Raw genomic sequence first — 25543 nt, 5'->3', positions numbered from 1 at the left:
CTTCGCTTTGTACTCTAACGAACATATCTTCACTTTCTGTTGAATAAAAAAAAGGAATGAAGCCGAATGACTGTATCGCACAAAAAAATCGACCGACGAATTATTCGCAGCAAAGAGGCATTAAAGCATGCTTTCATGCAGCTGATGTCACAAAAAAGATTCGCAACCATTTCGATTACTGAAATTGTAGAGCTGGCGAATTATAACCGAGGAACCTTCTATACTCATTATGAGAGCAAGGAAGCATTGCTCGATGAGATCATGTCTGAATTAATTGAAGATTTGCTTCGCTCTTTCCGAGCACCTTATGAAAAAACAGACGTTATTCGAATAAACGAGCTTCCTGCAGCCTCCATTATGCTCTTTGACCATATTTATGAGCATGCATCGATTTATACAATCCTATTAAAAAGCGATGTCCTCTCCCTCGTCCGGGATAAAATGTTCGAAGCACTAAAAAATATAGTGACGGAAGAGTTAGAACATACAGTTAGCGATATTAATCAAGAGCTTATGACGATCTACTCCATGAGCGCTTTGCTTGGACTCGTATTCTATTGGATCGAGAACGGATTTGTTTATTCTCCCTCCTATATGCAGGAGCAGCTTGTGAAGATGCTCCAATGGCGTCCAACGTCTGCCAAAACGATCAAAAAGCACCCCTAGGGGTGCTTTAGTCATGCTAGTCACGGAAGGAATGCATGTAATTGAGAATTTCGTCCTGCGGTGTTTGCAATAAACCACCAAGCATCGCTTGTATGTCCTGCAGCGATTTTATTTTCTCATCAATTTCTACGATTTTATTGCGCACCAACGCCTTTAAGGTCTCCGCATCCATCTCCTGCTTAAGCATATGCAGCACTTCTTGAATTTCCTTTAGTGAATAGCCTAACGATTTGGTATCCTTAATGAACTTGATTTTCACGAGATAATCTTCCGAATACATACGGTATCCATTGGCTATCCGGCTCGGAACAGGCAGGATGCCGCTATCCTCATAATAACGAATCGTTGCCGCAGTTAAGCCGGTACGCTTAGCGAGCTCGCCTCGAGTCATGCCTTCCACGCCAATCGCCTGCCTCTCTCAAGCATCACTCTGATCATGAGCTCTTTTTGGTATACTTGCCGTCAAAGGCAACCTCCGGATATTTAGCAGACGGTCCATCCAGGAGCACCTGATGCTCACCTTTCAAATATTGATCAAAGAACGCCGTGACATAAGATCGTGTAATGTCTATATTATGAACCGGATCAACTTCCTTCGCAAACAAGGAAGGAGCCAGCAGCGCAATTTCCGTAAAGCTCTGATGGATAAAGTGATCCACGATCAAATAATACGTATCATTTGTGCTTTTGGTCATCACCGAATCAAGATCCGTCTCAAATTCATCAAAAAACACTTTATCCTTATTTGTGTTTGCCGGGTCCAAGCTCTTGGCTGTGCCGCCTGTCAACATATACAGGAACGGCTGCTGCAAGCCCGTATGGGCAACCTCGCCCCAGAATCCGCCTTCCAAGCTTACGCCTGCCTTGAAGCGTTTATCCTGCGCAAGGGCTTCCGCCGTTGTTGCACCGCCATAAGAGTGCCCGAAAATCCCGACACGCTCCAAATCCAGTTTGCCTTCAAACAAGCCATTAGGGTCCTTGGTATTCCATTCTGTAATCGTATCAAGGACAAAACGGGCATCAGCTACACGAATGCCTACTCCCTCCACATTATAATTGTACAGCCCGGACGAAGTTGGAAAATCGGGATCGGCTTGATATAAAATAGATCGGCCGTCCTCGAATGTCACTTTAGCTGAGGTATAAGGATGGTCCATGCCAACGACAATGTAGCCGTGGCTGACAAGCTCCTCGATTGCCGTCATGCTTTGAAAGCGGGTAGAACGTATGCCTGGAGAGAAAAAGACGATGGGATAGCTAGGCTCTTTGCCAGAGAGGACTGCACCTTCTACCACATGCGTCGATATTTTGGTGACATGGCTAAATAACTGCTTCGGTATGCCAAATACCAGACTAATGGCTTCGCCAACCTCAGATGGATAATGCTCCTTCGGTTTTCCTTCGGCCACGCTTTGATCAACGGGATACCATACATTTATCAAAAGCTCCCGTTTGGCATCAGGATCCGCGCTTTTCGTTTCTGCACGGGCTTCATCCGTAAGATGCCGGGAAATGGTGCCGATGGCGTAGTTTCCTGTTGGCTCAGGCATAGTAAATACAGGAAGAAGCAGGCTGGAATAAACGGACAAACCACTCACCCCCAAAATGATTATGGACAGCAAACCTTTTTTGAACCATGAACTTGAAATATGCTTGTAAGGCATAAATAGCCTGCGCAGCAAGACAACCAAAAGGATCACGGCCACTGCATAAGCAGGAACCATTTGTATTCGCAAATGATCAATCACCCCATGCAGCAAGCCTACAATGACGATGCCGGACAGCAGCATGGCATCCAGCCGCCGATCTCTTTTGGCAAAAACAACTCCTGCTGCAGCCGCTAAAATAACTACAATTACCATAACCTCTAATGCTCTCATTATGCATGACCTCCGCTTATCTCTGGTCCTACAACGAGGAACCATTGTTGAATTTAGATAAGCATAAAGGTTGAAGTATACTTCAAGGTCAAGCTTTTATTTTATTCTTCCAGACAAAAGGCTAAGTTTCCACCAATCGGATACCATATTTTCTCGTTTTCTAAGTAGATACAATCCCATTCTCTATACGGATTAACGTCCAGCATAGCTGTAATTTTAACGGCCCTTTCTGTAAGTTCAGCGATCGTTAATGTTGACGGGTCTGAGGAGAACAATTTCTTTTTTCCTTCCAAATATAAACGCTCTGACTCCTTAGCCGTGAGATTTACGGAATAAAAACCAACTATATTCTCCTCCAGACGCTCAATGCTGATAAAATGGGAAGGCATGTGACCAATAAGGGTTTTAGCCCCTTGTATTCTCCATAAATCAATCGCTTGCTCGATTGGCAGCCGCGTTCGCTTGCCTGAATCCGTTAACCCAAACTCAACTGTGAAATTGGCATACTGATTCGAATCCCAATAGATTGTTCCTGCGCGTATGCCGGTAGCCGATTCCACTTCATTGGCCTTTTCCTTATCGTAAGGCTCCTTCCAAATCACGTAGCTATCCTGCTCAAACACCTGAACATACCCGCTCGCCGTGCAGCCAGGCTCAAAACATTCGCTGCAAATGTCGATTTGCAAAAGTGGATTAGGCTCTAATTTTTGTGGAAAGTTCGCCGATATACAAATACCGTTGATCAATAATTTATGACTGGCAATATTGTTCAAGCCAGCTGATGTCAGGCCTGTTGCCCATGGCACCAGCTCATAGGTAACAACCCTCATCGCTCCCGCGCTCCTTATAAACCATAAGATTTCTATAGTATAAATCAAAATAAAGCCTGCTACGTTACTTTTCGCTTCATTACGCAAATAAAAAGGCTGCCAAATGGCAGCCTTTGATGATTTCTGATGGGAACGCGCTTCTTCCGCTGTTTGGACTTTAATGAGAGCCATATGCCATTCCATTGTTAGGCGGCATTTGTGGCGTCCCCATGGGCTGGGCATAGGCATTCAGCATGATTTGCATATCCTGATACGCCAGCTGTGGCACTTGGTAATAAGCTTTTTTGTTTTGGTACATAAAAATTTCATAAGCCATCTCAACAAAATGTTGCACCTGCGAAGCAAGCACCCGGCGCACAATGGGATTGGTTACTTCCACGGCACTCATCGTTAACAATGAAGCGTGCCCTTTCACAAGTCCAAGCATGTAGGCGCTAATCCCGGCATCCTTCACTTCCGCTAAGGATTGATTTGGCCTTTTCGGTTCGGATGGCTGTAAATGATAGATCGGCTGAATCATATCCCGTATCATATACGTTGCGGTTTCCTGGCTTGGTTTTTGCCCTGTGGCAAAGCATTCTACGGTCAAGTTGTATTGCATGAGAGCGAAGTTGTATTGTCGATCCAAAATATCCAATAACTCATTATCCCGCACATACGGCCTAAAAATCATGAATTGATCCAGCAGGTTAATCGAACATGACAATACTTCATGCACATCAAAAAACTCGTGGCCCCCATGATTCATTTGTGGAGTGTTGGTCATCCTGCCATTGAACTGATTTTGCTGGTTCATCATTAATCCCCTTTGTCCTTTTGATTGTGATAGCCTCTTTAAGTATGATGGGTTACGAACGGAATTATGCAACCAGGCAGGCTTCAATCTCAATATGATAAAATCGGCTGCTTATCTTTATCAAATGAATGTACGAATCGAATATAAATAGATATAATTAGACTTAAATAGTTTGCATACCGTAAACTATTAGAACATTAGCGCTTGTAAAAAACTGCTTTAGCTAAAGAAATGGGGAAAACATATGATACAAAAAGCAACGTTTGCCGGAGGCTGCTTCTGGTGCATGGTAAGTCCGTTTGAAGAACAGCCCGGCATTCACGGCATTCTGTCCGGCTATATGGGCGGAACGCTGGAGAACCCTACGTATGAGCAAGTATTAACCGGAGAAACGGGGCATTTGGAGGTTGTACAAATTACCTTCGATCCGGACATTTTCCCATATGAGAAACTATTGGAGCTTTATTGGCCGCAGATCGACCCAACGGATGCCACTGGACAAGGGAACGACCGTAAAAGCCAATACCGAGCCGCTATTCTTTACCACAATGAAGAACAGCGCGAGCTTGCCCAAAAATCCAAAGAAGAGCTAGCAAAGAGCGGACGCTTTGACAAGCCGATTGCGACAGCTATTGAGGAAGCGACTGTTTTTTATCCGGCTGAAGAATATCACCAAAACTATCACCGTAAAAATCCGAAGTTTTATAAGGAATCAAGGGTCTATTCCGGCCGTGACGCTATTATAGAGAAGTATTGGAAGTAAGTCGAAGCCCCTCATAGGGGAAGAGCGAGGATTTCTAATTCTATTGAGAGTGGGAAGCCAGGCAACTGTCCTGATTCCCGCTCTCTTTGGTTATGCTGCTCAAACCATTTCAAGTCTTTTCAAAAGGTTACCAGTCTCGCTCTTGTATTGCCGTTTCGACATCGATGTCTACTTCAAAAAACGTTAGCAATGCTTCAACCGTCATTCCGATTGCCTCTCTTGCCACCGTTTCCAAGTCACTTCCATTTTCATCAAATTCCTCCTGCAGGTCATTGATAGCTATCGTCATCTCATCCAGCTTTGCTTGGATCTCAGCAATCGAGTATGTACCGCTTTCCAAAAACAATACAACCTCTTCCATGCTCTTCTTCACCTTGTCCACCAGAAATGTGGGATAATAGCTGTCCTTGTACATATCCTCCAAATAAACAAAATCCGCAGGCAATTTTTTCATAAAATCTCTCCTCTATTGTAGTCTTTCTGTTCTCCTAATTATCTACTTAACAGGAAACTGGCTCATGTCCATATATAGCAGATTCCAACGGTGACCATCCAAATCCACAAAACCTGCACCATACATCCACCCCTGGTCATGGGGCTGTCCATAGATCGTTCCGCCAGCCTTTACTGCTTTTGAAACCATTTCATCCACTTCTTCCTTACTCTCTGCGCCAATCGAAAACAATACTTCGGTGCCTTTTGTGGTATCCGAAATGTTATTGCCTGTAAACTTTTGAAATGTAGACTCAGGGAAAAGCATCAAAATTACATTCTTGTCTCCGATAACTAGACTAGCTTGATCATCAGCATTTCCAAACCCTTCATTTAAAGAAAATCCAATTTCCGTGAAAAACGATTTAGATTTATTGAGATCCTTGACTGGTAGGTTGATCCAAACTTGTCCCGCCATAGTTATTCCTCCCTATAAACAAACCTTAGTCTTATAGCTATTTACTTCTGATACAAATTCCATTCGCTGCCTAGACATTCCTGCCTCAATAAGGAATTAAGTTCTATCGAAGAAAAAGGACAGAATAGTGTAAAAAAATGCCGGATATTAGAAATCAATAATCAAAGGAATATGTTAAGTTTGAAACACAAGGATGGAGAAAAAAAGGAGGAAATGATATAAGCAATAGGAGTATAGGAATGCGTACGGACAGCCTGAACTAAATTGGAATGATTGAGAAATTAGGAGGGATAGGGTGAAAAGAATAATCGGAATTGTGATGGCAATCCTCTTCTTTGCAGGTACAATTGTGCTTCCTCTCACTGTGCACGCTGCAGATTCAACAATGGACGGTCACGGATTAATGGGTGAGTTTTTTAGATGTGAAAAAAATCCTAATAACAGAGAAGATATTACCATATTTAATTTCGATGATTTCCGCGGCGAAAGAGCCGTTGGAAACTTAAACGGCGACTCCTTTGCCAGTATTTTTAATCAGCTGTCGGGAACGCCGGATTATCATACTGCACGGTTCACAGGCACCATCGTTCCGCAATATACCGAAGCTTACACCTTTCACATGGTAGGCGATGACGGGTTTAGATTATGGATTAACGGAGAGCTGATTATCGATTTTTGGCAGCAAAAATGGGAACTCCCGCAAGTGAGCACACCTGTGACTTTGGAAGCAGGTAAACATTATGATATCAAAGTTGAGTATTTACAAGGCTGGGGCGGCGCTTGGCTACGAATGGAATGGGAAAGCGCAAGCCAAAAAAGAGAAATTGTTCCGGAATCCGCTCTTTACTTACCACCTGACCGCACCATTACAACGAAAAAGAGCGATTTGACGTCTGAAATTCAAAAAATGGATTTTTTGACGGAAAACTTTGCAAATAAAGTATCAGAAACTGCTACAAATCGGTTGCATGCGGCTAAAGCAGCTGCAGTAGAATTGCTTGGCACCATTGATAATCAAGAAATTAGTGATCTCGATAAGGTTGCATTATTAATAAAGGGAATTGAAACCGCTTCCACATCTCGTTCCGACTTTATGCTCGAACTGGGCGTCATGAGTTCCTCCATCGCTGAGAAGTTCAACAACCCTCTATATCAAGGCCAGGACCCCTTTGTCACTTACAAAGATGGATTTTATTACTTTGTGTCTTCTAGCAACCTCGACTCCAACAATAAGGTTTACGTATCCAAATCCCGTACCTTGATCGATCAAGGCGAAAAGGTGATGGTATTCGATTCAAAAGGTACGCAAACTCGTATTTTCGCTCCCGAAATCTTCTTCTTGGAGGGTAAATGGTACATCTATTACTGCGCTGACTTAAAAGAATATGGCTACCAGCATATGGCCACCGTCCTGGAATCCGTAACGGATGATCCCCAAGGGGCGTATGTGGATAAAGGCGCTCTTTATGCCGGCGAAAATGGAGTCATTAAGCAAGCAAACGACTTTACGGTATTCGATTACAAGGGACAGCTCTATGCGGTATGGGGCACGCTAGGCGCCGGTGAACCGATCGGCCCGGCCATCGCACCAATGGATAACCCTTATACGATTACGGCAGACCGCTCCTTCCTGCCAGGTGGCGGCGGAGAAGGTCCCCGTGTCTTGCAAAAAGACGGAAAAGTTTTTATTACCATGTCCGAAGGCGACTATGCATCCAATAGTTATCGTTTATCTTATTTCACCAATACAGATGGGGATTTCTTGAACCCTAACTCCTGGACTCGCACCAATGATGTATTTGTCGCTACCGGCGATGTATCCGGTCCAGCACGAGCTGGTTTTGTAAAGTCGGCAGACGGCAAAGAAGATTGGATGATTTATCATTCACGGGTGTATAAAGATACCGGACGTAACTGGTGGCGTCAGGTAAATATCCAAAAAATCAGTTGGAATGCTGATGGAACTCCTAATTTCGGAAAGCCTGTCTCCCCTTATGAGTGGCAAAACTTGCCTTCCGGTGATTTGGGTCTGGGAGATATGTATCAAGCGGAAGATGCTTTACTGTTTGGAAATATCACCCAAGACAATAGCCATGCCAATTATCAAGGAACCGGTTATATTCATTTGCCAAAGGAGTCCGGCGCTGAAGCCAGCTTTGTGGTAAACGCGCAAGAAAATGGCGATTATATCGTAGGGTTAAGATATGCCTATGGCGTACAAGTAAATGGCGAGTCAACGAATAACCCTACTTCCCAATTGCCCGCAAGAGCTCAAATCAATGTGTACGTAAATGGAGTACATGTCAAAACAGCTGCTCCAGATAAAACGGCAATTAGTTGGGAAGAATGGTTTACTGCTTCTGAGCGCCTAACCTTAAAAGCAGGTCCAAACGTAATCAGCTATCGGATTGATAATGGCAGTATCGGGAATGTGAATGTGGATTACGTAACTATGTATAAGGCCGATGTTCCCAATTCCGTTCCTTCTACAGACTTAAAGGGCACTCTTACCGGCGTTTCTCAGATCCCATTAGGCAGCAGCTTCGCGGTAAACTTTGGCTTATCCCAAGTTTCAACTAAGGCGGACGATGCGATTTTCGCCCAGGATCTGACATTCAACTATGATCCTAACCAGCTTGAATTTATTTCAGCAGAGCCGCTAAAGGATGGTCTTATGGTCATTGACTTCAAGAAGGATATCCCTGGCCAAGTGAGAATCCTAGTGGCAAGCCAAGGCGCAGAACATGCGGTCAACGCTGATGGCGACTTCGTGCAATTAAGCTGGAAAGCTCTCAAAGAGACAGCTAAAGCCAGCCTTACTCTTTCTCAGGCTCAATTGGCCAACTCTGCGGGCATAGAAACCTCTCTTGCTCCTGTAACCTATAACGTTCAAATTACTGGCGCGAAAGACCTGAATAAAGAAGCTTTGCTTACGTTAATTGCTCAGTCGCAGGCCGCGGTCAACGCTGCTATTGAAGGCAATGCGCCAGGACAATACCCGGCCGGTTCCAAGGCTGCATTGCAAACAGCGATCGATACGGCTAGAGCAGTATCCGAAAACGCCGAAACGCAAACGGCTATCGATCAAGCAGCAAGCGCTTTAAATCTTGCGCTGCAGTCGTTTAAGCAATCAGTCAAGCCAGTCCTGACGGGTGATATGAACACGGATGGAAAATTGACCATTGGCGATCTGGCTATTGTAGCCGCCAGCTATGGTAAATCCCAAGCAAGCCCAGATTGGATTTCTGTTCAAAAAGCGGATATCAACCATGATGGCATCATTGATATTGCCGATCTCGCCTATATTGCAAAATCGATAATCTAATGAAGTAGGGATTGGTTCATACTCCTTCAATGATTGTTACCAAAACAGGCTGCAGACTTATCTGCAGCCTGTATTCTTATTCCCGATTGTAATATTTTCGGTCAAGGTTCTGATTAAGTAAGTTATTACTGTTGAAGGGCTTTTTAAAACATCCCATGTTCATTTTTCTACAACTGTACTTGTCATTTCTGTCGCGCCCTTTGCCTCGCTGTGCCCTGCACCAAATAAGTTCAAAACCACAACTCCAATTACGATTAATCCAATGCCTACCATGCTTCCCGTATTTATTTTTTCTTTCCAGATCAATACCGAAATAACCGCCGTGGCCACAGCTCCTACCCCTGACCAGATCGCATAAGTCATGTTTAAAGGAAGAGTTTTGAGCGTTAGTGAGATAAAAAAGAATGATACAGTAAACGCTACAATCGTTAATAAGCTAGGATACAATTTAGTGAAACCTTCCGAAGCCTTAAGCATAGAAGTTCCAATTAGCTCTCCAATAATAGAGATGGCTAGGAATAAATACGCCATTATTCATCCTCCTTGATACTTGCTTTCAATTGTTCAATAATCCGTTGTCTGAGCTCTGCCTTAGGAGGAGCCAGCCCGAACATTTCTGCAAACCATAAACCATCTATAGCTAAACGGACAATCGTAGAGCGAACCGGGTCTAATTCATCATTTTCAATTTTATCCTGGATTTCAAAATACTCGTCCCGCAGACGTTGCAGCATTTGAGGATTAGTGAAATGAGCTGCCGAAAGAGCTGTGTACAGATCGTTTTCTTCCCTGTCGCCGAATAGGGATGTCTCCATATAGGAGCGCGTCCACTTTCCTCTGGAATGATGATCAGCATTCGCTTTTTGGTTAAATTCTTCCACGAAGTTATTGGATAACTGCTCAATCATGCCTAGAATTAATGTCTCCTTATTGGGAAAATGATAAAGCAAACCTCCCTTACTGATCCCCGCTCTTTTGGCAACAGCCTCCAACGTTAATTTCTCCACACCTTCCTCGTGTACAATCTGCGAAACCGTTTTAAGAATCAACTCTCTTTTGATTTCCTTTTTACTTGAATTCATTTTTGTCACCTCAATATTATTGTACCGTCTGGACGGTTTTATTTCAAGCAAATAGATCGGCAGCTAAATAAACTTTCGCAATGAGCTCTGTTGCTTGTTAGATTAAGAACAAAGTAAAGAAAACCTCTATTTGCCAACGAGCTTTGTAAATCTGGGCGACTTGTTCCGCCGTTATTCCTATTAAATCTGTAGCGATCCGAATTTCTGTACCCTCCAAATCACAAAAAATGACCACACGATGACGTAAATCAGAACGACACTGAGATGTGCCAAGTTGACAGGTGATATCCCGGATTACAGAAGAATCATCGAAAACTTGACGTCGCAAGGCTCGTAGTGTTTCAATATGAACATTGTCACGAGGTGGAGAAGGATTGTCCCTCTTTTTTATAACGATCCAAACGCATGACTCGATTCCACGTGCCTATTCGAATTGTCATTCCGTCAGACTCCCTAACATAAGTTTTAGACTGAGCCTAGAAAATGAAAAAGCGACAGCCAAGGACAAAAAATAAAGTCCGAGACTGGCGCTACTTTAATTAACTAACGGTTCCTGTTAGTTAATTAACTTTTCCGTTACCTATGATGCGCTTCACCGCATTGGCAGGAGCGGCATATTTAGGGCCATCCTTTGAAGGGCGGCCCTTTCTTTATACGGGCGCTGCGGATGTATGAATAGCTTCCTTCCCGTCACGTAATCGGGATGACCATGAATTTTGTCGGGCATGCAGAATATCTCTTGCAGTGTCCAATCGCCGGATTCGTTGCCTCCTCGATCAGTTCAAAGTCGATTACTTTGCTATTCTCTTTTATCCTTAATTACACAATGGATTGCCCTCCATCCACATGCAAAACGCTGCCCGTGCTAAATCCGTTTCGAATGAGATAAAGAACACTTTCAGCGACATCCTCAGCGGTCCCGATCCGATTTATAGGAAGACTAGATGCCACATGTTGGAAAAAATGATTGCGGGTAGTAACGTCCATACTGCTGTGAGCTGGTGTATCGATAATGCCTGGAGAAACCACGTTGACCCGAATAGGAGAGAGCTCGAGTGCCAGAGCTTGACCAAAAAAGGTAACCGCCGCATTCACTGAGCCGAGAACCACCGTTTCTTTGGCCGGCTTGAATGCTGCCGCTCCCGAAAACAGCGTAACCGAGCCTTCGTTCGATAGCCAAGGCGCTGCATGTTTAACCAACTGGTAGGGACCGAAAAATTTGCTGGCGAATAATTCCTTCACGGTTTGCATCTCGGACTCTTTAAAATCGACCAAGGAAGTTTCTGAAGCGCTAATCACGAGATGATCGAACTGCTTGATCCGCTGTTTGAAAAATTGTTTCACCTGCAGTTCATCCATCATATCCAGAACATAATCCTCTACATTCTCACCATAATGAGCGAAGCGTTCTCGCGCAAGGTCTAGCTTTGTCTGAGATCGTCCAGCAATAACAACCCTAGCCCCTGCTTCAAGTAAGTGACCGGCAGTTGCCAATCCAATACCAGAACTACCTCCAATAATCACGACTTTTTTTTCATGTAGTGTATCCATTTATTATTCCTCCATAGCGTTTTTTAGGTTGGTCGACCAACCAATAATAATTAAAAATGAAGCATTAAGTGAACGAAAGATACATTTCACTTAATGTTTCATACGCCTCATCCAAATCGAAGCTCTCGTCAGTCAGTTTGCGCAGAGCCAGCCCATCGAACGCGGCGGTCAAAGTAGCTGCGATAGCTTCGTGATTAACGCCTTCTTTTCTGATAAGATGAGTGGAGAGCTCAGCGATTTTCCGTTGTTCTTCCTGTAATAGTTCATTCACATGCGACTTGAGATTCGAATTATTTAGACCGTTGGAATAAAGTTCGAACCGTAGCCGGTATACCTCTAAATCCGCAAATAACCGTTCCTTACACAACTTTAAAACGTGTTCGATTTGCCGGTTGTCCTTCGCTTGCTGGAGAATTTCATCCCAGTCCTGAAGGCATTGGCCCTTAGCTTCCTCCAGCACTGCCAAAATAAGCTCTTCTTTGCTTTTGAAATAATAATGAATCAAGCCTGGTGCGATACCAGCAGATTGTGCAACCCGTTTTATTGAAGTATTTTTAATACCACACTCAATCAACAGATCATGCGTCTTGGCGATAATGAGATCCCGGTTATTTAGCGGCTCTGTAATCATATTTCCTCCCTTCTAGCATTGTTGGTTGGTCGACCAATTATAAAATATTCCTCTATCCTAGTCAAGTCATTCAACACTTTATTTTCTTTGGACAATTGGTTTCTAGGGTACAAACATTTTACTTAGTTGACTACTCTTTGGCTACCATTTAGTGGTTAATCAACAGGCTTGTAAAGAAAGTTAGCTTTACCAGCAAACTGAAAAACCCGACCTTAAGTGATCGGGTTTAATCTTATTCGCTCTAGAAAAAGCTTAGAGTTCGTCTTTTGCTTTAAAATATTTAGATAAAATGCCCGCTAATACTACTTTATATTCGTTTAGCTGATAACAAGAATTATCCACTTTCACTTTGTTTATCTTTACGACATCAACGATTTCCCTTTCCAGCTCCTGTCTCGCTTTAAGAACCTCCAGAGTTCCCTCTAATCCTTGATAACTATGATTTTCCCCATACCCCTGATTTGTATAATATTCTATAAAACCCTCAGACCATTCTTTAGGCCTTTCCTTAACTGCTTTTTTAAAGGAGTGATTAAGATCGCTCTGTTCCACGTAAATTAATAAAGGATTCAATGGCTCCACGATGTTTGCCAATTCTTTAACGTAGCTAACAATATCATCTTTCTTTGCATCATGTTTAATCATGCCCATAGTTACGGGATTTTGTATAAAACAGCAATCAAAAATAAAGGTATCTGAGTTAGTCGAAACATTTTCGGCGAACGTTTTCCATTTATCGGTTATCAATTTCCTGTTTTGATCTAGTGATAATTCGTATATATCATATTTGACAACGTCTTGCAGCAAATCATCCGGAAAACTTGAGCCATATTCACTTTTTATTTTTCGATATTCTAAGAAATAATGATCGCCTTGTTTTATGATGAGATGGCTCAGTACATCTTTAAACTTTTCATGGGCAACCAACAATGCATTGAGTTCATATTCATTAAAATAAGCAACCCCATCATAATCAGCAGGATGCTCCAAATCCCCCTCTAAAAACAGCTGAGACTTAATATTCATTTCCGTAAGAATGTCATGAACAAGCCTAGCCGTTGTCGTTTTCCCGAAACCGGGCAGTCCTTCTACTAACACTAATTTCGAACTCATCATAAAAGTCACTCCTTTCCCCCCGCTTGCCTGTATCTATATTAAATTGAATGTATCCAACAATCATACTATATTTGGAAAGTTTTAGGCAATTATATAAATCACAGCTAACCAGCTTTATAGACCATAACAAGTTAAAATCTATAAAATGCTGACCATTAACTCACCAACTTTAAGCCAACAGCAGATCCAAGCACCATCGCTATAAACAAAATTCTTAATCCATTCCGTGGTTCGTTGTAAAATATCATCCCCAGCACCGCGCCGCCTGATGCTCCAATTCCAGTCCAGACCGCGTAAGCGGTACCCATGGCTAAAGTTCTCATGGCCAGTGACAAGAACAAAAAGCTCAGCCCGAAGCCTGCAATCAGCAGGAGCATAGCGCGCCAGCTGCGATCTTTATGCCATTTATTAATCATAAGAACGCCCACCATTTCAAATACGCCTGCCAAAACTAAAAATGTCCAATTCATCGTTTATACCCCCTCTTTCTGCTTATCTTTACTAAGCAATTTCAAGCCAATGACACCCAGCAGCAGCAATCCAATCAGAATCATTTTTCCAAATTGAACCTCTGCATCAAACCATATAATTTCCGCTAACACCGTCCCTGCCGTTCCAAGACCAACAAATACAGCGTAAACGGTTCCTACAGGCAGCGACCGCGCAGCTGAAATCATTAAAGTGAAACTTACGATGATAGCGATGATTGTTGCCCCCCATTCCAGAAAACCCATGGCATATTTCAAGCCAACCACCCAACCTACTTCAAAAAAAGCCGCAATCAAAACGGATACCCAAGTTTTATTCATACCTGCCACTCTCCTTCTTTTAGTTATAATGACTTAAAAAGAAACCAAATATTTACAGAACGCAAAAAAGCCCAAGAAACAAACTGCAATGTTGCAGTTTATCTCCCAGGCTTTTATCCCTCCGTGGCACATCCTAAGGGATGTGAGTTTTCTCTCGGACCAGTCCAACAGCATTTAAAGCCGAGTTGCGGAACCCTAGAAAACTTTTTTATTCGGTTGCCCCCAATTATACACACTTAAATGACACTGTCAAGGAAAAACGAAGGCTTTCTGGTTTTGATCAAAAATTTCAACATTGCTTATTGATTTATAGATATAATTAATCTATGATATACTTTATTGAAAAACATCGCATTTTCACACTACTTATGTATGGAAAAGAGGAACCAGGATGAATGATTTTTTTATTGAAGCTCAATGGGAAAATGCTTGGAAGAATGATCCCCATACATCGGTGAACAAGATGAAACGTGCCGGAATTGACGGGACCCATGCCTTTGACGATAAAGCCAGCTCTTTTAACGAACAGGTATTCAATGAGGAAGGAAAAAAGCGAACGAAACGGATCATGAATTGGATCGAAGGACAAGGTGTAACATTCAAAGATGCGGCCATTTTGGACATTGGAGCAGCCTCTGGCGGCTTTTCCGTGCCTTTTGCAGAGAAAGGGGCAACCGTTACCTCCGTTGAGCCTTGTGTGCCTCTGGCTGATATACTAAAGGATAATATTGCGGAACTCCCCATCGGACAGGTTGAAATTATACAGGAGCCCTTCGAAGATATTGATATTCAAGCAAAAGGATGGGAAAATGCCTTTGATTTAGTGTTTGTCTCCATGTGTCCGGTTATTTCCGATTGGGAGAGCGTGGAACGGGTATTAAGCTGCTCAAGGCAATACTGCTATATCAGTCAGCCTACCGGCTCCAGAGAGCATAGTCTTGTGAATGAAGTTTGGCCATTGGTCACCGATCAAGCCTTCAAATCAGAGCAGTTAGAAATGGCATACTTGCTTCATTTATTGTACCTCAAAGGCTATAGCTTTGAATCCATTATATCCCGGGAAATGAAAACGACAGAGCTCTCCAGAGAAGCCGCTCTTGAGGAGGTCATCGTGTGGCTGAAAATTCATAATGTGCCTGTGAATGAGAAAACTCGGATCATTGTTTCTGACTATTTGGAGAAAACTTACCCCGCCGATAAGGTCGTCATCCATCAAGGGGGACGTTTTGGCAAAGTTTTAATCCATACGCAGGAACAAAGCATGTATACGAGAGAGGTCTGAGTTTATTGTTTTTTCAAGTCAGAGACACAGGTTAATTCCTTATATCATTCCAACGCATAGCCTTTAGCACATAAAAAGTCCCAATCATAAAATGATCGGGACTTTTTTTATTGCGTTATCTAGGTAATCATTTGGAAAGCATGCCTCTATTTTGCCTGAATATATCCTTCCGCTTTAAGCAATTCGGCGATCAGAACGGCACCGCCCGCAGCTCCGCGCAAAGTGTTATGCGATAATCCAACAAATTTATAATCGTAGAGAGTGTCTTCTCTCAACCGTCCTGCCGAAACGCCCATACCACGCTCGATGTCACGATCTAGCCTCGTCTGCGGTCTATTCTCTTCTTCAAAATAAGTAATAAACTGCTTCGGTGCGCTTGGCAAGCCAAGCTCCTGCGGCCGGCCTTTGAATTGCAGCCAGCGTGCGAGAATTTCTTCCTTTGAAGGTTTTTTCTCGAACGATACAAAGACGGTAGCCAAATGCCCATCCAAAACAGGCACGCGAATACACTGCGTTGTAATTAACGGAGCATTTGCTTTAATAATTTCATTATTTTGAATGCTGCCCCAAATACGCAGCGGCTCCTGCTCGCTTTTTTCTTCCTCGCCGCCAATATAAGGAATAACATTATCTAACATTTCAGGCCAATCGGTAAAGTTTTTGCCTGCTCCCGAAATGGCTTGATACGTCGATGCCACCACTTGCGTAGGCTTGTAGTCTAGCAATGCGTGAAGCGCCGGTACGTAGCTCTGAATGGAACAGTTAGGTTTGACTGCGATGAAACCCGTAGAGGTCCCAAGGCGTTTTCTTTGAGCTGTGATCACATCAAGATGACCCGGATTAATTTCCGGAATGACCATAGGAACATCTGGTGTCCAGCGGTGAGCCGAATTATTGGAAACGACAGGCGTGCCTGTCTTCGCATACGCCTCTTCCAAAGCTTGAATCTCATTTTTCTTCATATCTACGGCACAAAAAATAAAATCGACTTGAGCGGCAAATTCCTCCACCTTCGAAGCATCCTGAACGACAATATTTTTCACTTCTTCAGGCATAGGGCTAGCCAGCTTCCATCTGCCTTGGACTGATTCTTCATATGTCTTGCCAGCTGAACTCGCACTCGCCGCAATAGCCGTTACCTCAAACCATGGATGCTGATCCAGCAACTGCACAAACCGCTGGCCGACCATGCCTGTTCCTCCAACAATTCCAACTTTTAATTTCTCTGTCATACCCAATCCATTCCCTTCAGCTTGATTTGAACTTTCTTACATCGTTATTCACACACTATTAAGAGGTGTACTTTTTGTTACACATGATCTCTATTTCCTTGGTAAAATCAAAAAAATCCCGTCCCTAAGACTGTAATCAGTCTTAGGGACGAGATTATTATACTCGTGGTACCACCCTAGGTTTACTAATATGTCTCCATATTAGCCTCTTCAAGTACGGCTTTAGCCATGAAAGCTTATACTTTAGCTCTGTAACAGGAGCTCCTGACACACCATCCCCCTTACTTACGGTTCCGATGTGCTGCTCTGAGCCTTTTTTCAATAAGGAACTCTTACTCCTTTTCAGCTGACGGAGCTCTCTGTGAAAGAATTCATTTATTTACTCATCTCTTCATCGCATTTTAATATTACGATTATATTATCAAAAAACGCTTCATCGGTAAACATGAATTTTAAAAATTAGATTTCTTTTCACAATTAATGATTCCCTGTCCAGCCAAATTTACGCAACAAAACAATAGATCTTACGATTCCTTGCTTCTCTAAGCTTCTGTAATCCACCGTATAACTAACCATATTTTCATGCTTTTTGTTTCAACGTTCGGTTTACTTTCTCCGAGCTGAACAGCATGAACAGGATAAAAAGGAGTGCGGCTGCCGGGAACAGAGAGATGCTTGAATATGAAGCAATGAGGCCAAACAGAGGCGGCAATAACGTAGTGCCCGTGTAAGCAACCGCCATTTGATAGCCCATCAATTTTGCTGAGTTTTCTTTGCCGAACCTCTCGGGTGTTTCGTGAAGCAAACCAGGGTAAATCGGCGCGAGCCCAAGGCCAATCAGTATAAAACCAATGAGCGTAAAAACATCAGGCAGCGGGAGCAATAAAGTAAGCCCGCCCGCCAGCGCGGTGAGTTGGCCTAGGAGAATCAAGACACGATTGTTTAATTTCAGCGTTATAAATCCGGTGATTAGCCTACCGACGGTTATTCCGCCATAATACAAAGATATCCAACTGGCTGCCGTCTCCGCAGAAACATTTTTAGAGCCTACGAGATAACTGGCTCCCCATAATCCAACCGTTGCTTCAACGCCGCAATAAAATAAAAATGCAACAAGCGTAGGCTTAACGCCTCGAATATGAAGAGGGGTTGCTTTCCAGCTCGCTTTGGATTGTGGTATGTCCATAAGGCTTGATTCCGATTGTGCTTCAGAGACCTTTGACTGATTTAAGGATGCCACCCGCTTCCATAAGGGAAGCGTCACGAGCAATAGGATCACGAGACTGAACTGGATCATCGCAACTTGAAAATAGCCTTGTCTCCAAGAGTTATGATTCGCAATGAAATATGACATAATCATAGGACCCATGGTGGCGCCTACACCCCAGAAGCAATGCAACCAGCTCATATGATGGGCTTTATAATGAGTAGCTACATAGTTATTGAGCCCAGCATCAACAGCCCCCCCGCCAAGGCCAAGAGGAATAGCCAGCAGCATAAGCCATAGCAGGGAAGGCGAAAAGGAGAAGCCTAACAATGCCCCTGCGGTCAAGATACAACTGAACAAAGTAACCTTGCCCGTTCCATATTTCTCGATAACGCTGCCGCTAAACAAACTGGATACGATCGTGCCTGCTGATACAATCATCGCTAACAAGCCTGCCGATTCGAATGAAGCTCCAATTTCAGGATGCATCACCGGCCATGCCGCCCCAAGCAATGAATCAGGAATCCCCAAGCTAATAAAAGCAAGATAAATAATGAGTAGAAACCATGTTGCCATAAATAAACTCCTTTACGGGCAACGTACTCAACCCCGACTCGCAGCAGATTGAAGATTCGTTGCTATTTCCATTTTTTCATTACCGCCACAAAAGATCATACTTATTAAAGAAGATTAATAAGTATATTTAACTTATAGTCTCATTATTCGCTCTTGTCAAGAAAAAAACATTCAAGCAGCATCCTCTTAACCATCGAGCTCAAACCCTTCCAGCTATATTTCCCACCTTATTTCCATTTTCACGACCAATTCTAGTATAATGTATAGCATCGACATCCCCATCAATTCAGATAAGGAATCATGTGGATAGCAAAAACAAGAGCAGCCTACCATATAACTGCACATTACTAATAGTGAGGAGTTTTTCAGCTTATTATGAGAAAGTATAAAGGGAAATTTGTAGTCGGAGCGATCGGCATTTTTCTTGTGCTGCTTGTTGCAGGCGTGTCAGAATTCCATTTGGGGATATTTAAAAAAGCCGTTTTTACATACAAAGTGAAACACTATTTAGAACAAACCTATAACGAACCTATGACGATCAAACGGGTATCCTATTTGTGGGATAATATTGAACCCCTCAGTGCACGGGTATACCCTCAAGGCACAAGCAACCTTGAATTTAATGTATATCCGCACAAGGAAAGCTCCTTTGGCTTTCTCGATGACTATACGAACACATTATGGCTTCATCAGGCAAAAGAAGACATGGACCAGCGCTTCATGTCCATGGAAAGCGACTTCAAGAATGTCCTTTATTTAGATTTTACCTGCTGCACGACAAGCAGACCGGTTGACCAAGTGAGCGAAGGGAACGTTCCAGCATACACCGAGGCAAATCTAACCTTCGATGCAACCTTTCAGCTTAACCGCGGACTAGAGCCAAATGATTCTGAGTATATGCTGCAAATAATAAAGGCTTTAAAAAATCAGAAGCAGCCCGTATTTGGCACCCTATTATTCCTTTTGCATCCAGAAGATGAGTCCTACCGGATTGAATACCGCATTCCAGGCGCAAAATTGAAGGATATCCATACCGTAGCAGACCTTAAGGCTTACAATGAAAGCCGCTTTCCGGCTAGGGAGCTTGCTGCTTTGATTGGAGCTAATGTTTTGTGGGATGAATCGAGCTCACAGGTCGTGTTTACCAAGGGAGACAACGTGCTGCAGTTCAACCATTGGGGCGAAGAGGTTCTTATTAATGGATCCCCTATTCCAAACCCACTTCCCTCATTCTCTGGCGATCAAGGACAAATTCTTGTGCCTGTTGCTGTCGTCGAAGAGGCGTTTCAAATTGAAGTGCCCTTGATTGAACCGTTTAATTCCTAACTAAACCAGTTTAACAACTGCAAAAAAGCCCATATCCTAGTAAAAAGGAGTGGGCTTCACGTTTTAATTAAAAATATTATCCTTCCAGCACATCCGCCTCTAATTCATTGGCAACTTCATTCATCATGGGAATTACGGCTTCATTAGTGCCAGATACATATAGATCGCCTTGATAAAGCCTGAATGGGATCTGCTTGTCGCCAAAGCTCCACATGAAGAAATCTCCCTCGATGGACATCGTAGTAGCCCCTGTCACCGTAAATACGGATGTATAGGAAAAATCAGGCTTGGATGCAAAATACATTTTGCACTCTTCCAATGAGATGGTTTGCGGCAATTTTTCATTTTCCTGAAATGCTCTTGTAATACGATAGCGTTGACTCAAAGTAATACCTCCAATATTCTATTCAATATGCACGATCTCTGTTTGTATAATCGTATTTCATCCTTAGGAATGCATGTCTCTTATTTTAACTTAACCCTACAACAAATCAATTCTTTTAAAATAAAAAAATTAGTCTGCCATTTATTCGCTCATTGCAAGGAATAGGTCCAATCGGACTTCTTTTTGACTCCGGAAACCTTCTCTTGAACTTCGATAAACAACGTGTTTTCGTTGATCCAAGAAAATTCTATAATGTTCGCTGTAGGATTAATATCGTCAGGCAACGAGTTTATGTCCACTATGGTGCCTTTGTTCAGATTCACCACTTTAATATACCTCTTCTCTGGTGACTCGTCCGGAACATATAGGAAGGCTGCGTAGGAATGATCCGGGCTGAAACCTTCAATGCCGGCACGCATTCTTGCTTTTCCTTCAATTCGTGTTGATGTGATCGCTTGAAGCGTACCCGTTTCATCCACTCTTGCAACATGAAATTCATCACCGCTATTACTCCGATGCGTGATATAAGCTATCCGTCCATCCTGCACAGAATAAATGACAGATTCTTCTGGGAGATTAAGATCAATCTCCTCACCATCGAGGTTAACTAAAACTTTAGAGAGGATCGTATCTTTATATTTTGTACAGATTACGCTTTCCGAATTCAACCATCCATTGATGAGATAATTAACATCAACCGTATCTGCAACCATAGCCTCGTCACCTGTAGCGAGGTCAAACATAAATAGAGCAGATCCGCCTGATTCCATGTCATGTTTATTAGAGTTGTAAACCAGCCTTGTGCTATCCGGACTTGGTAGGATGCCACTGTTCCAGCTTACGTAGTTTTTCCCATGTAAGTCAATTGACTCTTGAGCGAAGTCTTCATACGTTTTACCATTATAGAGGCTTGAAGATATTTTTTGAGGCTGGCTGTTTGAACTATCCACTATCCAAAGTCCATTCTCCGCAGCTACGAGCAGCTTCTCCCCCTCCCGTATAAATGCAAATTCCAAAGGGAAATCATCGAAATTTTGAGGAATCACGATTGTTTTGTCTTTGTACTGTACCTTCTGCAGATTAAACACAATATCTCCATGTCCCGTTCTAACCGATGTTGCAAATTCCTCTTTCCTATCCTGTTCTCTAGAACTAATCCTCTTTAATGTTCTAAACATCTGAGCTTCTTCCACCCACTCATCACCCAGTTCCGTCCAGTTCTCTTTATGGTACTGAAGATCGGTCAGAATTTCTTTGGTTCCTGTGGTGTTAAGATCTTCTTCAAGATTAGATACCTCATTTTTGGTATTGACGGTACGTTGTTCTGATTCAAGTTCTGTAGCTGTACATCCTGTTAGTGCGATGGTTATAACCATCATAACAAGAACACTTTTCTTCAACCTCTCGCCTCCCCCAAACCTTTCACTTTATCCCAATATTTAGACGAATCATGCTTGGATTTAGTTTCAGCCTCATAAAAGACCCATAAGAACGGTTGCTTCACTCGTAAAGCAACCGTTCTTATGGGCCATTATTTTAATAATATATAAGTTCAACAATCTTAATCTACCTTTGCTCCGTGAGAAAGCGAGAATAAGACCGTTTGCTCTCTATCCATTCTCATCCCGGTAACGGGGAATGTTTTAAAATCCACACCGTCCATTTTCGCACCTCGCGTATCCGTTCCCTGCAGCTTCGCTTTTGCCAGTAACGCCATTGTCAGATCAGCATTTCTCAAATCGGCTTTTTCTAAATTCGCCCCGGACAAGTCAGCTTCAAAAAACTTAACGGCACGTAAATCCTGCCTAACTAACCTAGCATGCCTCAAATTGGTGTAGGACCAATCCCCTTGAATAATCGTAATTCCGTCCATATTGGAGCCAGAAAAATCCGATCCGGTCATTTTGCATTGTTCAAATTTGGCAACAAAGAGGCTAGCTCCGTTAAAACTGCAATTCTCAAACGCTGATTCTTTATGGATGGAACCATTTAACGATGCCCCGCGAAAATCACACTCCACAAAACGACAATTGCTTGACGTAATTTCCTCCAGAGATCCGTTAGAAAACGAGCAACGATGGAAGGTACAACTAATTAACTCGCCATATCTTAAATCTTGAGTGCCAAAGTTAACTCCTGTATATTTTTGATTGCTATATTGAAACATGAGCTGCCTCCTATGAATGGTTAACTTTTAATACTATAGCACAAGGAAGTCAATACCCTGTCTAAAGAAACCAAAAAGTCAAGATATTTATTTTTTAATATCTTTTTATCAAACATAGCGTACAGGAACTCTTATTTCCAGCATTTCGCCATACATTGAAGAAGCGCATGCCAATGTCGGCATGCGCTTCTAAGGCTGCGAAGAAATTTTATTCTTCGTTAGCTGCTTCTGCATATTTTTTGAAATTATCCAAAATCGCTTGCCATCCGGCTTTTTGCATCTCGAGTTCGTTGGTTTCTTCTGCTTCGAAGTATTCGATGATATGCGTGTTATTGTCTTGGGGTTTAAAATCAATCTTCACTTTTCTACCGTCGCCAATCGTGTAGATAATACTCTCGTTAAGGTTAACCTCATCGTAAACACCGCCGAAATCAAATCCAAAGCTGCCATCTTTAGCTTCCATTCTCGTGACGAATGTACCGCCAGCCCTCAGATCATTCTCAGCGGATGGCGCGTGCCATTCATCAGAGGCATAACTCCATTTTGTAATATGCTTCGGTTCCGTCCAATATTCCCACACGCTTTCAACAGGGGCATGAACAACCGTTTCAATTATTATTGTTATTGTATTATCTTGTCCCATTGCAAAACCTCCTAATATGATGATAGTCTGCTCAAATCATATCATGATCATTCACCAGCAGTCGATATGTCTGAAGTACATAAATTCATAACTTAATATCATAAACTCTTCGATTAGAAAGATATGGAATCGGTTTCGAAAGGAAAATAGCTGAGAATACACAAAAAAACCGCCCTAAGGACGGTTTTCTTGTTCTCTTATTTTACTTCTTCCATAAACGTCCTAAAGTTTTCAGCGATTTCTTTCGATTTGGTGTGGTGTAAATAATGGTCACCATCAAAGGTCAACACCTTGCCATGAACAGAATCTTTGATTTGCTCTTCGTGCAGCGGGATCCATCCTTCAACGCCTGTGTTATTCGCTTGGATAAAGAAAATAAGCGGTAGATTTGGTGGGAAGGTTAAGCCGCGAGCTGCTTTAAAATTAGTTGAAATATGTTCCATTTCATTTAATGTGGTAGACTCATACATGTTTTTAAGAGTAAACATTCTCATTTGTTGTTTCGTTTCGTCATCAAACGGCAGTTCTTCATACGGGTCAGTACCGAATTTCAGCATCAATCTGCCGAAGCCTGATTGTTTGAGCAGCTTTAAGCTTCCCGTTGGAAGCTCAGCATCCATACCGCCTTGCGTTGGAACACTGCTATCAATCCCTGCAAACGCGCTTACTTCATTTGGATATTTATTGATATATTCTATTCCATAAATGCCGGCAATGGAGTGACCCATGAGAATATAACGATCGATATTAAGCCCCTGCAGAGCTTCATGGATTTCACTCACGATATTTTCAGTGGTACGTTCTTTTTTCGTTCCATCACTTAAACCGTATCCAAATGGCTCAACCACGACGACTTTGTAAAATGGTGCCAGCTCTTCAATTAGCGGCTTAAAATCAAGCGCTGGCGTTGCTGTTCCATATCCTGGAAGTAGTACAATTGTTTCTTCGCCTTGTCCCTGAATCAGAACATTCATATTTTTCCCATCTACAGGTACTAATTGACCATAGGTTTGTATTTTCCCTTGCTCCGATTTCGTGCTGATCTTATTAACAATAAAAACAATAGCAACAAAAACCACAATGAGGATAACGAATACGGCTAATATTTTTAGTATCATCTTAAAAATTTTTTTCATCCTACCTGTTCCTGTATCAGACTCTGTTTTCTTTGCTGCTCGTATTCCCACTCGCATCTTCTCCTGTCATCATCTCTATATTGTGCTGTCTTAACGACCGCTAAGGAAAGCTTACACGACGAAAATGTACTCTCCATGACGACAATATGAACGGAGTATGAACGAGCATAAAAATGCTATGCGTCATCGGCAACCATCTACATCGCTTCTGTTCGCTATTCTTACTTATACTTTATTTGCGCTTCCCTCGATAAGCCCTAATCCCTCGTCAAGACCCAACATGATATTCATACATTGTATCGCTGCTCCCGAAGAGCCTTTCCCAAGATTGTCTAGTCTGCATGCGATAAGTACTTGATCATCGTTTCCTAGGACAAAAATTTCAGAGCAATTCGTTCCGTTGCACAATGTCGGATCAAGAGCATATGGAGAAATTCCTTTCGTATCATCAAGCGGGAAAACTTTTACGAACGTTTCTCCTTGATAGTAATCTGTGAGAGCAGCATGAATTTCCTGAAGACTAGGTTGATTAGTAAGCAGACGAGTAACCAAAGGAATCGTCATCACCATACCATTATAATAATTGCAAACTGTCGGAAGGAATACAGGATGAAACGCAAGAGCTGTGAATTTCTTCATTTCAGGCAAATGCTTATGCTCGAGGCTTAAGCTATAGTGCTGAGGGTGCTTTAAGCTGTCATTTACATCACTATAACGACCTGCCTCATGTTGTTCAATTAATGCTTTGCCCCCGCCACTATAACCCGTTAATGATTGACAACTAACCGGATAACCAGGCGGAAGGAGCCCCATCTGGACAAGTGGATTAATTGCAAGTATAAATGCTGTAGCATGACAACCAGGCACCGACACGCGAGCAGCGCTGGAGATCTTTACTCTTTGTGTAACAGATAATTCCGGCAAGCCATAGGTCCACTCATCATGGGTACGAAAAGCCGTACTGCTATCAATCACAAGGGTATTGGGATTTTTAATGAGAGTCACGGCTTCTCGAGCAGCTTGGTCCGGCAGACACATAAATACAATATCTGCTTCATTCAATACCTTTATTCTCATCTCGGGATCTTTTTTATCCTCCGCCGAAATCGATAGAAGCTCAACATCGTTCCGCTTGGAAAGTCTTTTATGTATTTTGAGTCCTGTCGTGCCGTACTGGCCATCTACAAATACTTTCATGGGCTATCCCCTTTATATATAATGAATAATTAT

Annotated in this window: 26 protein-coding genes, 1 riboswitch and 1 other annotated feature; of the genes, 5 read left to right on the top strand and 21 right to left on the bottom strand. The window is 42.6% G+C overall.

Annotated elements, in window-relative coordinates; all coding sequences use genetic code 11:
- Positions 1-66: 66 nt before the first annotated feature.
- Positions 67-666 carry a TetR/AcrR family transcriptional regulator gene (locus FJQ58_RS25080; RefSeq protein WP_139997519.1) on the top strand — a complete coding sequence of 200 codons (600 nt, stop codon included), beginning with the start codon at positions 67-69 and terminating at the stop codon, positions 664-666.
- Positions 667-682: 16 nt separating this feature from the next.
- Here the strand turns inward: FJQ58_RS25080 and FJQ58_RS25075 are convergent, their stop codons facing one another.
- From FJQ58_RS25075 to FJQ58_RS25060, 4 genes are all read right to left on the bottom strand, one after another.
- The gene (locus FJQ58_RS25075) at positions 683-1066 is read right to left on the bottom strand and encodes a MerR family transcriptional regulator (protein WP_139997518.1); all 384 of its coding nucleotides are present in this window, start codon (positions 1064-1066) and stop codon (positions 683-685) included.
- Positions 1067-1100: 34 nt separating this feature from the next.
- Complete coding sequence (locus tag FJQ58_RS25070; protein WP_139997517.1) at positions 1101-2546, bottom strand: alpha/beta hydrolase family protein; 1446 nt, start codon at positions 2544-2546, stop codon at positions 1101-1103.
- Between the two features lie 101 nt (positions 2547-2647).
- Positions 2648-3376 (bottom strand): hypothetical protein, encoded by a 729-nt coding sequence (locus FJQ58_RS25065; RefSeq protein WP_139997516.1) that lies wholly within the window; start codon positions 3374-3376, stop codon positions 2648-2650.
- 157 nt (positions 3377-3533) lie between these two features.
- Positions 3534-4175, bottom strand: coding sequence for a spore coat protein (locus FJQ58_RS25060; protein ID WP_139997515.1), 642 nt, complete (start codon positions 4173-4175; stop codon positions 3534-3536).
- A 241-nt stretch (positions 4176-4416) separates the two neighbouring features.
- Between FJQ58_RS25060 and msrA the strand changes: the two genes are divergently transcribed.
- Positions 4417-4935, top strand: coding sequence for a peptide-methionine (S)-S-oxide reductase MsrA (msrA, locus tag FJQ58_RS25055; RefSeq protein WP_338016164.1), 519 nt, complete (start codon positions 4417-4419; stop codon positions 4933-4935).
- Positions 4936-5062: 127 nt separating this feature from the next.
- Here the strand turns inward: msrA and FJQ58_RS25050 are convergent, their stop codons facing one another.
- Positions 5063-5389, bottom strand: a complete 327-nt coding sequence (locus FJQ58_RS25050) for a DUF5713 family protein (RefSeq protein ID WP_139997514.1) — start codon at positions 5387-5389, stop codon at positions 5063-5065.
- Between the two features lie 42 nt (positions 5390-5431).
- Positions 5432-5845 carry a VOC family protein gene (locus tag FJQ58_RS25045; RefSeq protein WP_139997513.1) on the bottom strand — a complete coding sequence of 138 codons (414 nt, stop codon included), beginning with the start codon at positions 5843-5845 and terminating at the stop codon, positions 5432-5434.
- 295 nt (positions 5846-6140) lie between these two features.
- Here FJQ58_RS25045 and FJQ58_RS25040 point away from each other — a divergent pair, with 295 nt between their 5' ends.
- A complete protein-coding gene (locus FJQ58_RS25040; RefSeq protein ID WP_139997512.1) occupies positions 6141-9170 on the top strand; it encodes a family 43 glycosylhydrolase in 3030 nt (1009 codons plus the stop codon).
- A 159-nt stretch (positions 9171-9329) separates the two neighbouring features.
- Here the strand turns inward: FJQ58_RS25040 and FJQ58_RS25035 are convergent, their stop codons facing one another.
- From FJQ58_RS25035 to FJQ58_RS25005, 7 genes are all read right to left on the bottom strand, one after another.
- Complete coding sequence (locus tag FJQ58_RS25035) at positions 9330-9701, bottom strand: DMT family transporter (RefSeq protein ID WP_139997511.1); 372 nt, start codon at positions 9699-9701, stop codon at positions 9330-9332.
- A complete protein-coding gene (locus FJQ58_RS25030) occupies positions 9701-10252 on the bottom strand; it encodes a TetR/AcrR family transcriptional regulator (RefSeq protein ID WP_140000062.1) in 552 nt (183 codons plus the stop codon). The genes FJQ58_RS25035 and FJQ58_RS25030 overlap by 1 nt, the downstream gene beginning before the upstream one ends.
- Positions 10253-11071: 819 nt before the next feature.
- On the bottom strand, positions 11072-11803 hold the full coding sequence (locus tag FJQ58_RS25025; RefSeq protein ID WP_139997510.1) for an SDR family oxidoreductase: 732 nt from the start codon (positions 11801-11803) through the stop codon (positions 11072-11074).
- Positions 11804-11867: 64 nt separating this feature from the next.
- Positions 11868-12434 carry a TetR/AcrR family transcriptional regulator gene (locus FJQ58_RS25020; RefSeq protein ID WP_139997509.1) on the bottom strand — a complete coding sequence of 189 codons (567 nt, stop codon included), beginning with the start codon at positions 12432-12434 and terminating at the stop codon, positions 11868-11870.
- 252 nt (positions 12435-12686) lie between these two features.
- Positions 12687-13547, bottom strand: coding sequence for a P-loop NTPase family protein (locus FJQ58_RS25015; RefSeq protein ID WP_140000061.1), 861 nt, complete (start codon positions 13545-13547; stop codon positions 12687-12689).
- A gap of 158 nt (positions 13548-13705) precedes the next feature.
- Positions 13706-14020, bottom strand: coding sequence for a DMT family transporter (locus FJQ58_RS25010; RefSeq protein WP_139997508.1), 315 nt, complete (start codon positions 14018-14020; stop codon positions 13706-13708).
- A gap of 3 nt (positions 14021-14023) precedes the next feature.
- Positions 14024-14359: a DMT family transporter gene (locus FJQ58_RS25005; RefSeq protein ID WP_139997507.1), complete on the bottom strand. Its 336-nt coding sequence runs from the start codon at positions 14357-14359 to the stop codon at positions 14024-14026.
- Between the two features lie 100 nt (positions 14360-14459).
- A riboswitch (guanidine-I (ykkC/yxkD leader) is annotated at positions 14460-14569 on the bottom strand.
- 181 nt (positions 14570-14750) lie between these two features.
- On the opposite strand from FJQ58_RS25005, the gene FJQ58_RS25000 reads away from it, so the two are divergent.
- The gene (locus tag FJQ58_RS25000) at positions 14751-15641 is read left to right on the top strand and encodes a class I SAM-dependent methyltransferase (RefSeq protein ID WP_139997506.1); all 891 of its coding nucleotides are present in this window, start codon (positions 14751-14753) and stop codon (positions 15639-15641) included.
- A 146-nt stretch (positions 15642-15787) separates the two neighbouring features.
- Here FJQ58_RS25000 and asd read toward each other — a convergent pair whose 3' ends face one another.
- Together asd and FJQ58_RS24990 are read right to left on the bottom strand one after the other, a co-directional pair.
- The gene (gene asd / locus FJQ58_RS24995) at positions 15788-16873 is read right to left on the bottom strand and encodes an aspartate-semialdehyde dehydrogenase (protein WP_139997505.1); all 1086 of its coding nucleotides are present in this window, start codon (positions 16871-16873) and stop codon (positions 15788-15790) included.
- Between the two features lie 141 nt (positions 16874-17014).
- Positions 17015-17277, bottom strand: a binding site (T-box leader).
- Between the two features lie 176 nt (positions 17278-17453).
- Entirely contained in the window at positions 17454-18656 is a 1203-nt protein-coding gene (locus tag FJQ58_RS24990) for an MFS transporter (RefSeq protein ID WP_139997504.1), read from the bottom strand.
- A 375-nt stretch (positions 18657-19031) separates the two neighbouring features.
- Between FJQ58_RS24990 and FJQ58_RS24985 the strand changes: the two genes are divergently transcribed.
- Positions 19032-19982, top strand: a complete 951-nt coding sequence (locus FJQ58_RS24985; protein WP_139997503.1) for a copper amine oxidase N-terminal domain-containing protein — start codon at positions 19032-19034, stop codon at positions 19980-19982.
- 76 nt (positions 19983-20058) lie between these two features.
- Here FJQ58_RS24985 and FJQ58_RS24980 read toward each other — a convergent pair whose 3' ends face one another.
- From FJQ58_RS24980 to argC, 6 genes are all read right to left on the bottom strand, one after another.
- Entirely contained in the window at positions 20059-20367 is a 309-nt protein-coding gene (locus tag FJQ58_RS24980; RefSeq protein WP_139997502.1) for a hypothetical protein, read from the bottom strand.
- Between the two features lie 149 nt (positions 20368-20516).
- On the bottom strand, positions 20517-21767 hold the full coding sequence (locus tag FJQ58_RS24975) for a TolB-like translocation protein (protein WP_139997501.1): 1251 nt from the start codon (positions 21765-21767) through the stop codon (positions 20517-20519).
- 161 nt (positions 21768-21928) lie between these two features.
- Positions 21929-22534: a pentapeptide repeat-containing protein gene (locus tag FJQ58_RS24970; protein ID WP_139997500.1), complete on the bottom strand. Its 606-nt coding sequence runs from the start codon at positions 22532-22534 to the stop codon at positions 21929-21931.
- Positions 22535-22742: 208 nt separating this feature from the next.
- Positions 22743-23177, bottom strand: a complete 435-nt coding sequence (locus FJQ58_RS24965; protein ID WP_139997499.1) for an SRPBCC family protein — start codon at positions 23175-23177, stop codon at positions 22743-22745.
- 197 nt (positions 23178-23374) lie between these two features.
- On the bottom strand, positions 23375-24370 hold the full coding sequence (locus tag FJQ58_RS24960; RefSeq protein WP_202915324.1) for an alpha/beta hydrolase: 996 nt from the start codon (positions 24368-24370) through the stop codon (positions 23375-23377).
- A gap of 168 nt (positions 24371-24538) precedes the next feature.
- Entirely contained in the window at positions 24539-25510 is a 972-nt protein-coding gene (gene argC / locus FJQ58_RS24955; RefSeq protein ID WP_139997498.1) for an N-acetyl-gamma-glutamyl-phosphate reductase, read from the bottom strand.
- Positions 25511-25543: the final 33 nt, after the last annotated feature.

This window comes from Paenibacillus paridis, assembly GCF_006345825.1.
Taxonomy (GTDB): domain Bacteria; phylum Bacillota; class Bacilli; order Paenibacillales; family Paenibacillaceae; genus Pristimantibacillus; species Pristimantibacillus paridis.
This window is presented reverse-complemented; position numbering and strand designations above follow the sequence as displayed.

Bases quoted from the DNA above. Each gene is read 5' to 3' on its own strand.
- argC (WP_139997498.1), bottom strand. From the start codon at position 25,510: ATGAAAGTATTTGTAGATGGCCAGTACGGCACGACAGGACTCAAAATA.
- FJQ58_RS25065 (WP_139997516.1), bottom strand. From the start codon at position 3,376: ATGAGGGTTGTTACCTATGAGCTGGTGCCATGGGCAACAGGCCTGACA.
- FJQ58_RS25070 (WP_139997517.1), bottom strand. From the start codon at position 2,546: ATGAGAGCATTAGAGGTTATGGTAATTGTAGTTATTTTAGCGGCTGCA.
- FJQ58_RS24970 (WP_139997500.1), bottom strand. From the start codon at position 22,534: ATGTTTCAATATAGCAATCAAAAATATACAGGAGTTAACTTTGGCACT.
- FJQ58_RS25035 (WP_139997511.1), bottom strand. From the start codon at position 9,701: ATGGCGTATTTATTCCTAGCCATCTCTATTATTGGAGAGCTAATTGGA.
- FJQ58_RS25030 (WP_140000062.1), bottom strand. From the start codon at position 10,252: ATGAATTCAAGTAAAAAGGAAATCAAAAGAGAGTTGATTCTTAAAACG.
- FJQ58_RS25060 (WP_139997515.1), bottom strand. From the start codon at position 4,175: ATGATGAACCAGCAAAATCAGTTCAATGGCAGGATGACCAACACTCCA.
- FJQ58_RS25025 (WP_139997510.1), bottom strand. From the start codon at position 11,803: ATGGATACACTACATGAAAAAAAAGTCGTGATTATTGGAGGTAGTTCT.
- FJQ58_RS25045 (WP_139997513.1), bottom strand. From the start codon at position 5,845: ATGGCGGGACAAGTTTGGATCAACCTACCAGTCAAGGATCTCAATAAA.
- msrA (WP_338016164.1), top strand. From the start codon at position 4,417: ATGATACAAAAAGCAACGTTTGCCGGAGGCTGCTTCTGGTGCATGGTA.
- FJQ58_RS25000 (WP_139997506.1), top strand. From the start codon at position 14,751: ATGAATGATTTTTTTATTGAAGCTCAATGGGAAAATGCTTGGAAGAAT.
- FJQ58_RS24985 (WP_139997503.1), top strand. From the start codon at position 19,032: ATGAGAAAGTATAAAGGGAAATTTGTAGTCGGAGCGATCGGCATTTTT.
- FJQ58_RS25015 (WP_140000061.1), bottom strand. From the start codon at position 13,547: ATGAGTTCGAAATTAGTGTTAGTAGAAGGACTGCCCGGTTTCGGGAAA.
- FJQ58_RS25050 (WP_139997514.1), bottom strand. From the start codon at position 5,389: ATGAAAAAATTGCCTGCGGATTTTGTTTATTTGGAGGATATGTACAAG.
- FJQ58_RS24960 (WP_202915324.1), bottom strand. From the start codon at position 24,370: ATGCGAGTGGGAATACGAGCAGCAAAGAAAACAGAGTCTGATACAGGA.
- asd (WP_139997505.1), bottom strand. From the start codon at position 16,873: ATGACAGAGAAATTAAAAGTTGGAATTGTTGGAGGAACAGGCATGGTC.
- FJQ58_RS24990 (WP_139997504.1), bottom strand. From the start codon at position 18,656: ATGGCAACATGGTTTCTACTCATTATTTATCTTGCTTTTATTAGCTTG.
- FJQ58_RS25080 (WP_139997519.1), top strand. From the start codon at position 67: ATGACTGTATCGCACAAAAAAATCGACCGACGAATTATTCGCAGCAAA.
- FJQ58_RS25020 (WP_139997509.1), bottom strand. From the start codon at position 12,434: ATGATTACAGAGCCGCTAAATAACCGGGATCTCATTATCGCCAAGACG.
- FJQ58_RS24965 (WP_139997499.1), bottom strand. From the start codon at position 23,177: ATGGGACAAGATAATACAATAACAATAATAATTGAAACGGTTGTTCAT.
- FJQ58_RS25005 (WP_139997507.1), bottom strand. From the start codon at position 14,359: ATGAATAAAACTTGGGTATCCGTTTTGATTGCGGCTTTTTTTGAAGTA.
- FJQ58_RS25010 (WP_139997508.1), bottom strand. From the start codon at position 14,020: ATGAATTGGACATTTTTAGTTTTGGCAGGCGTATTTGAAATGGTGGGC.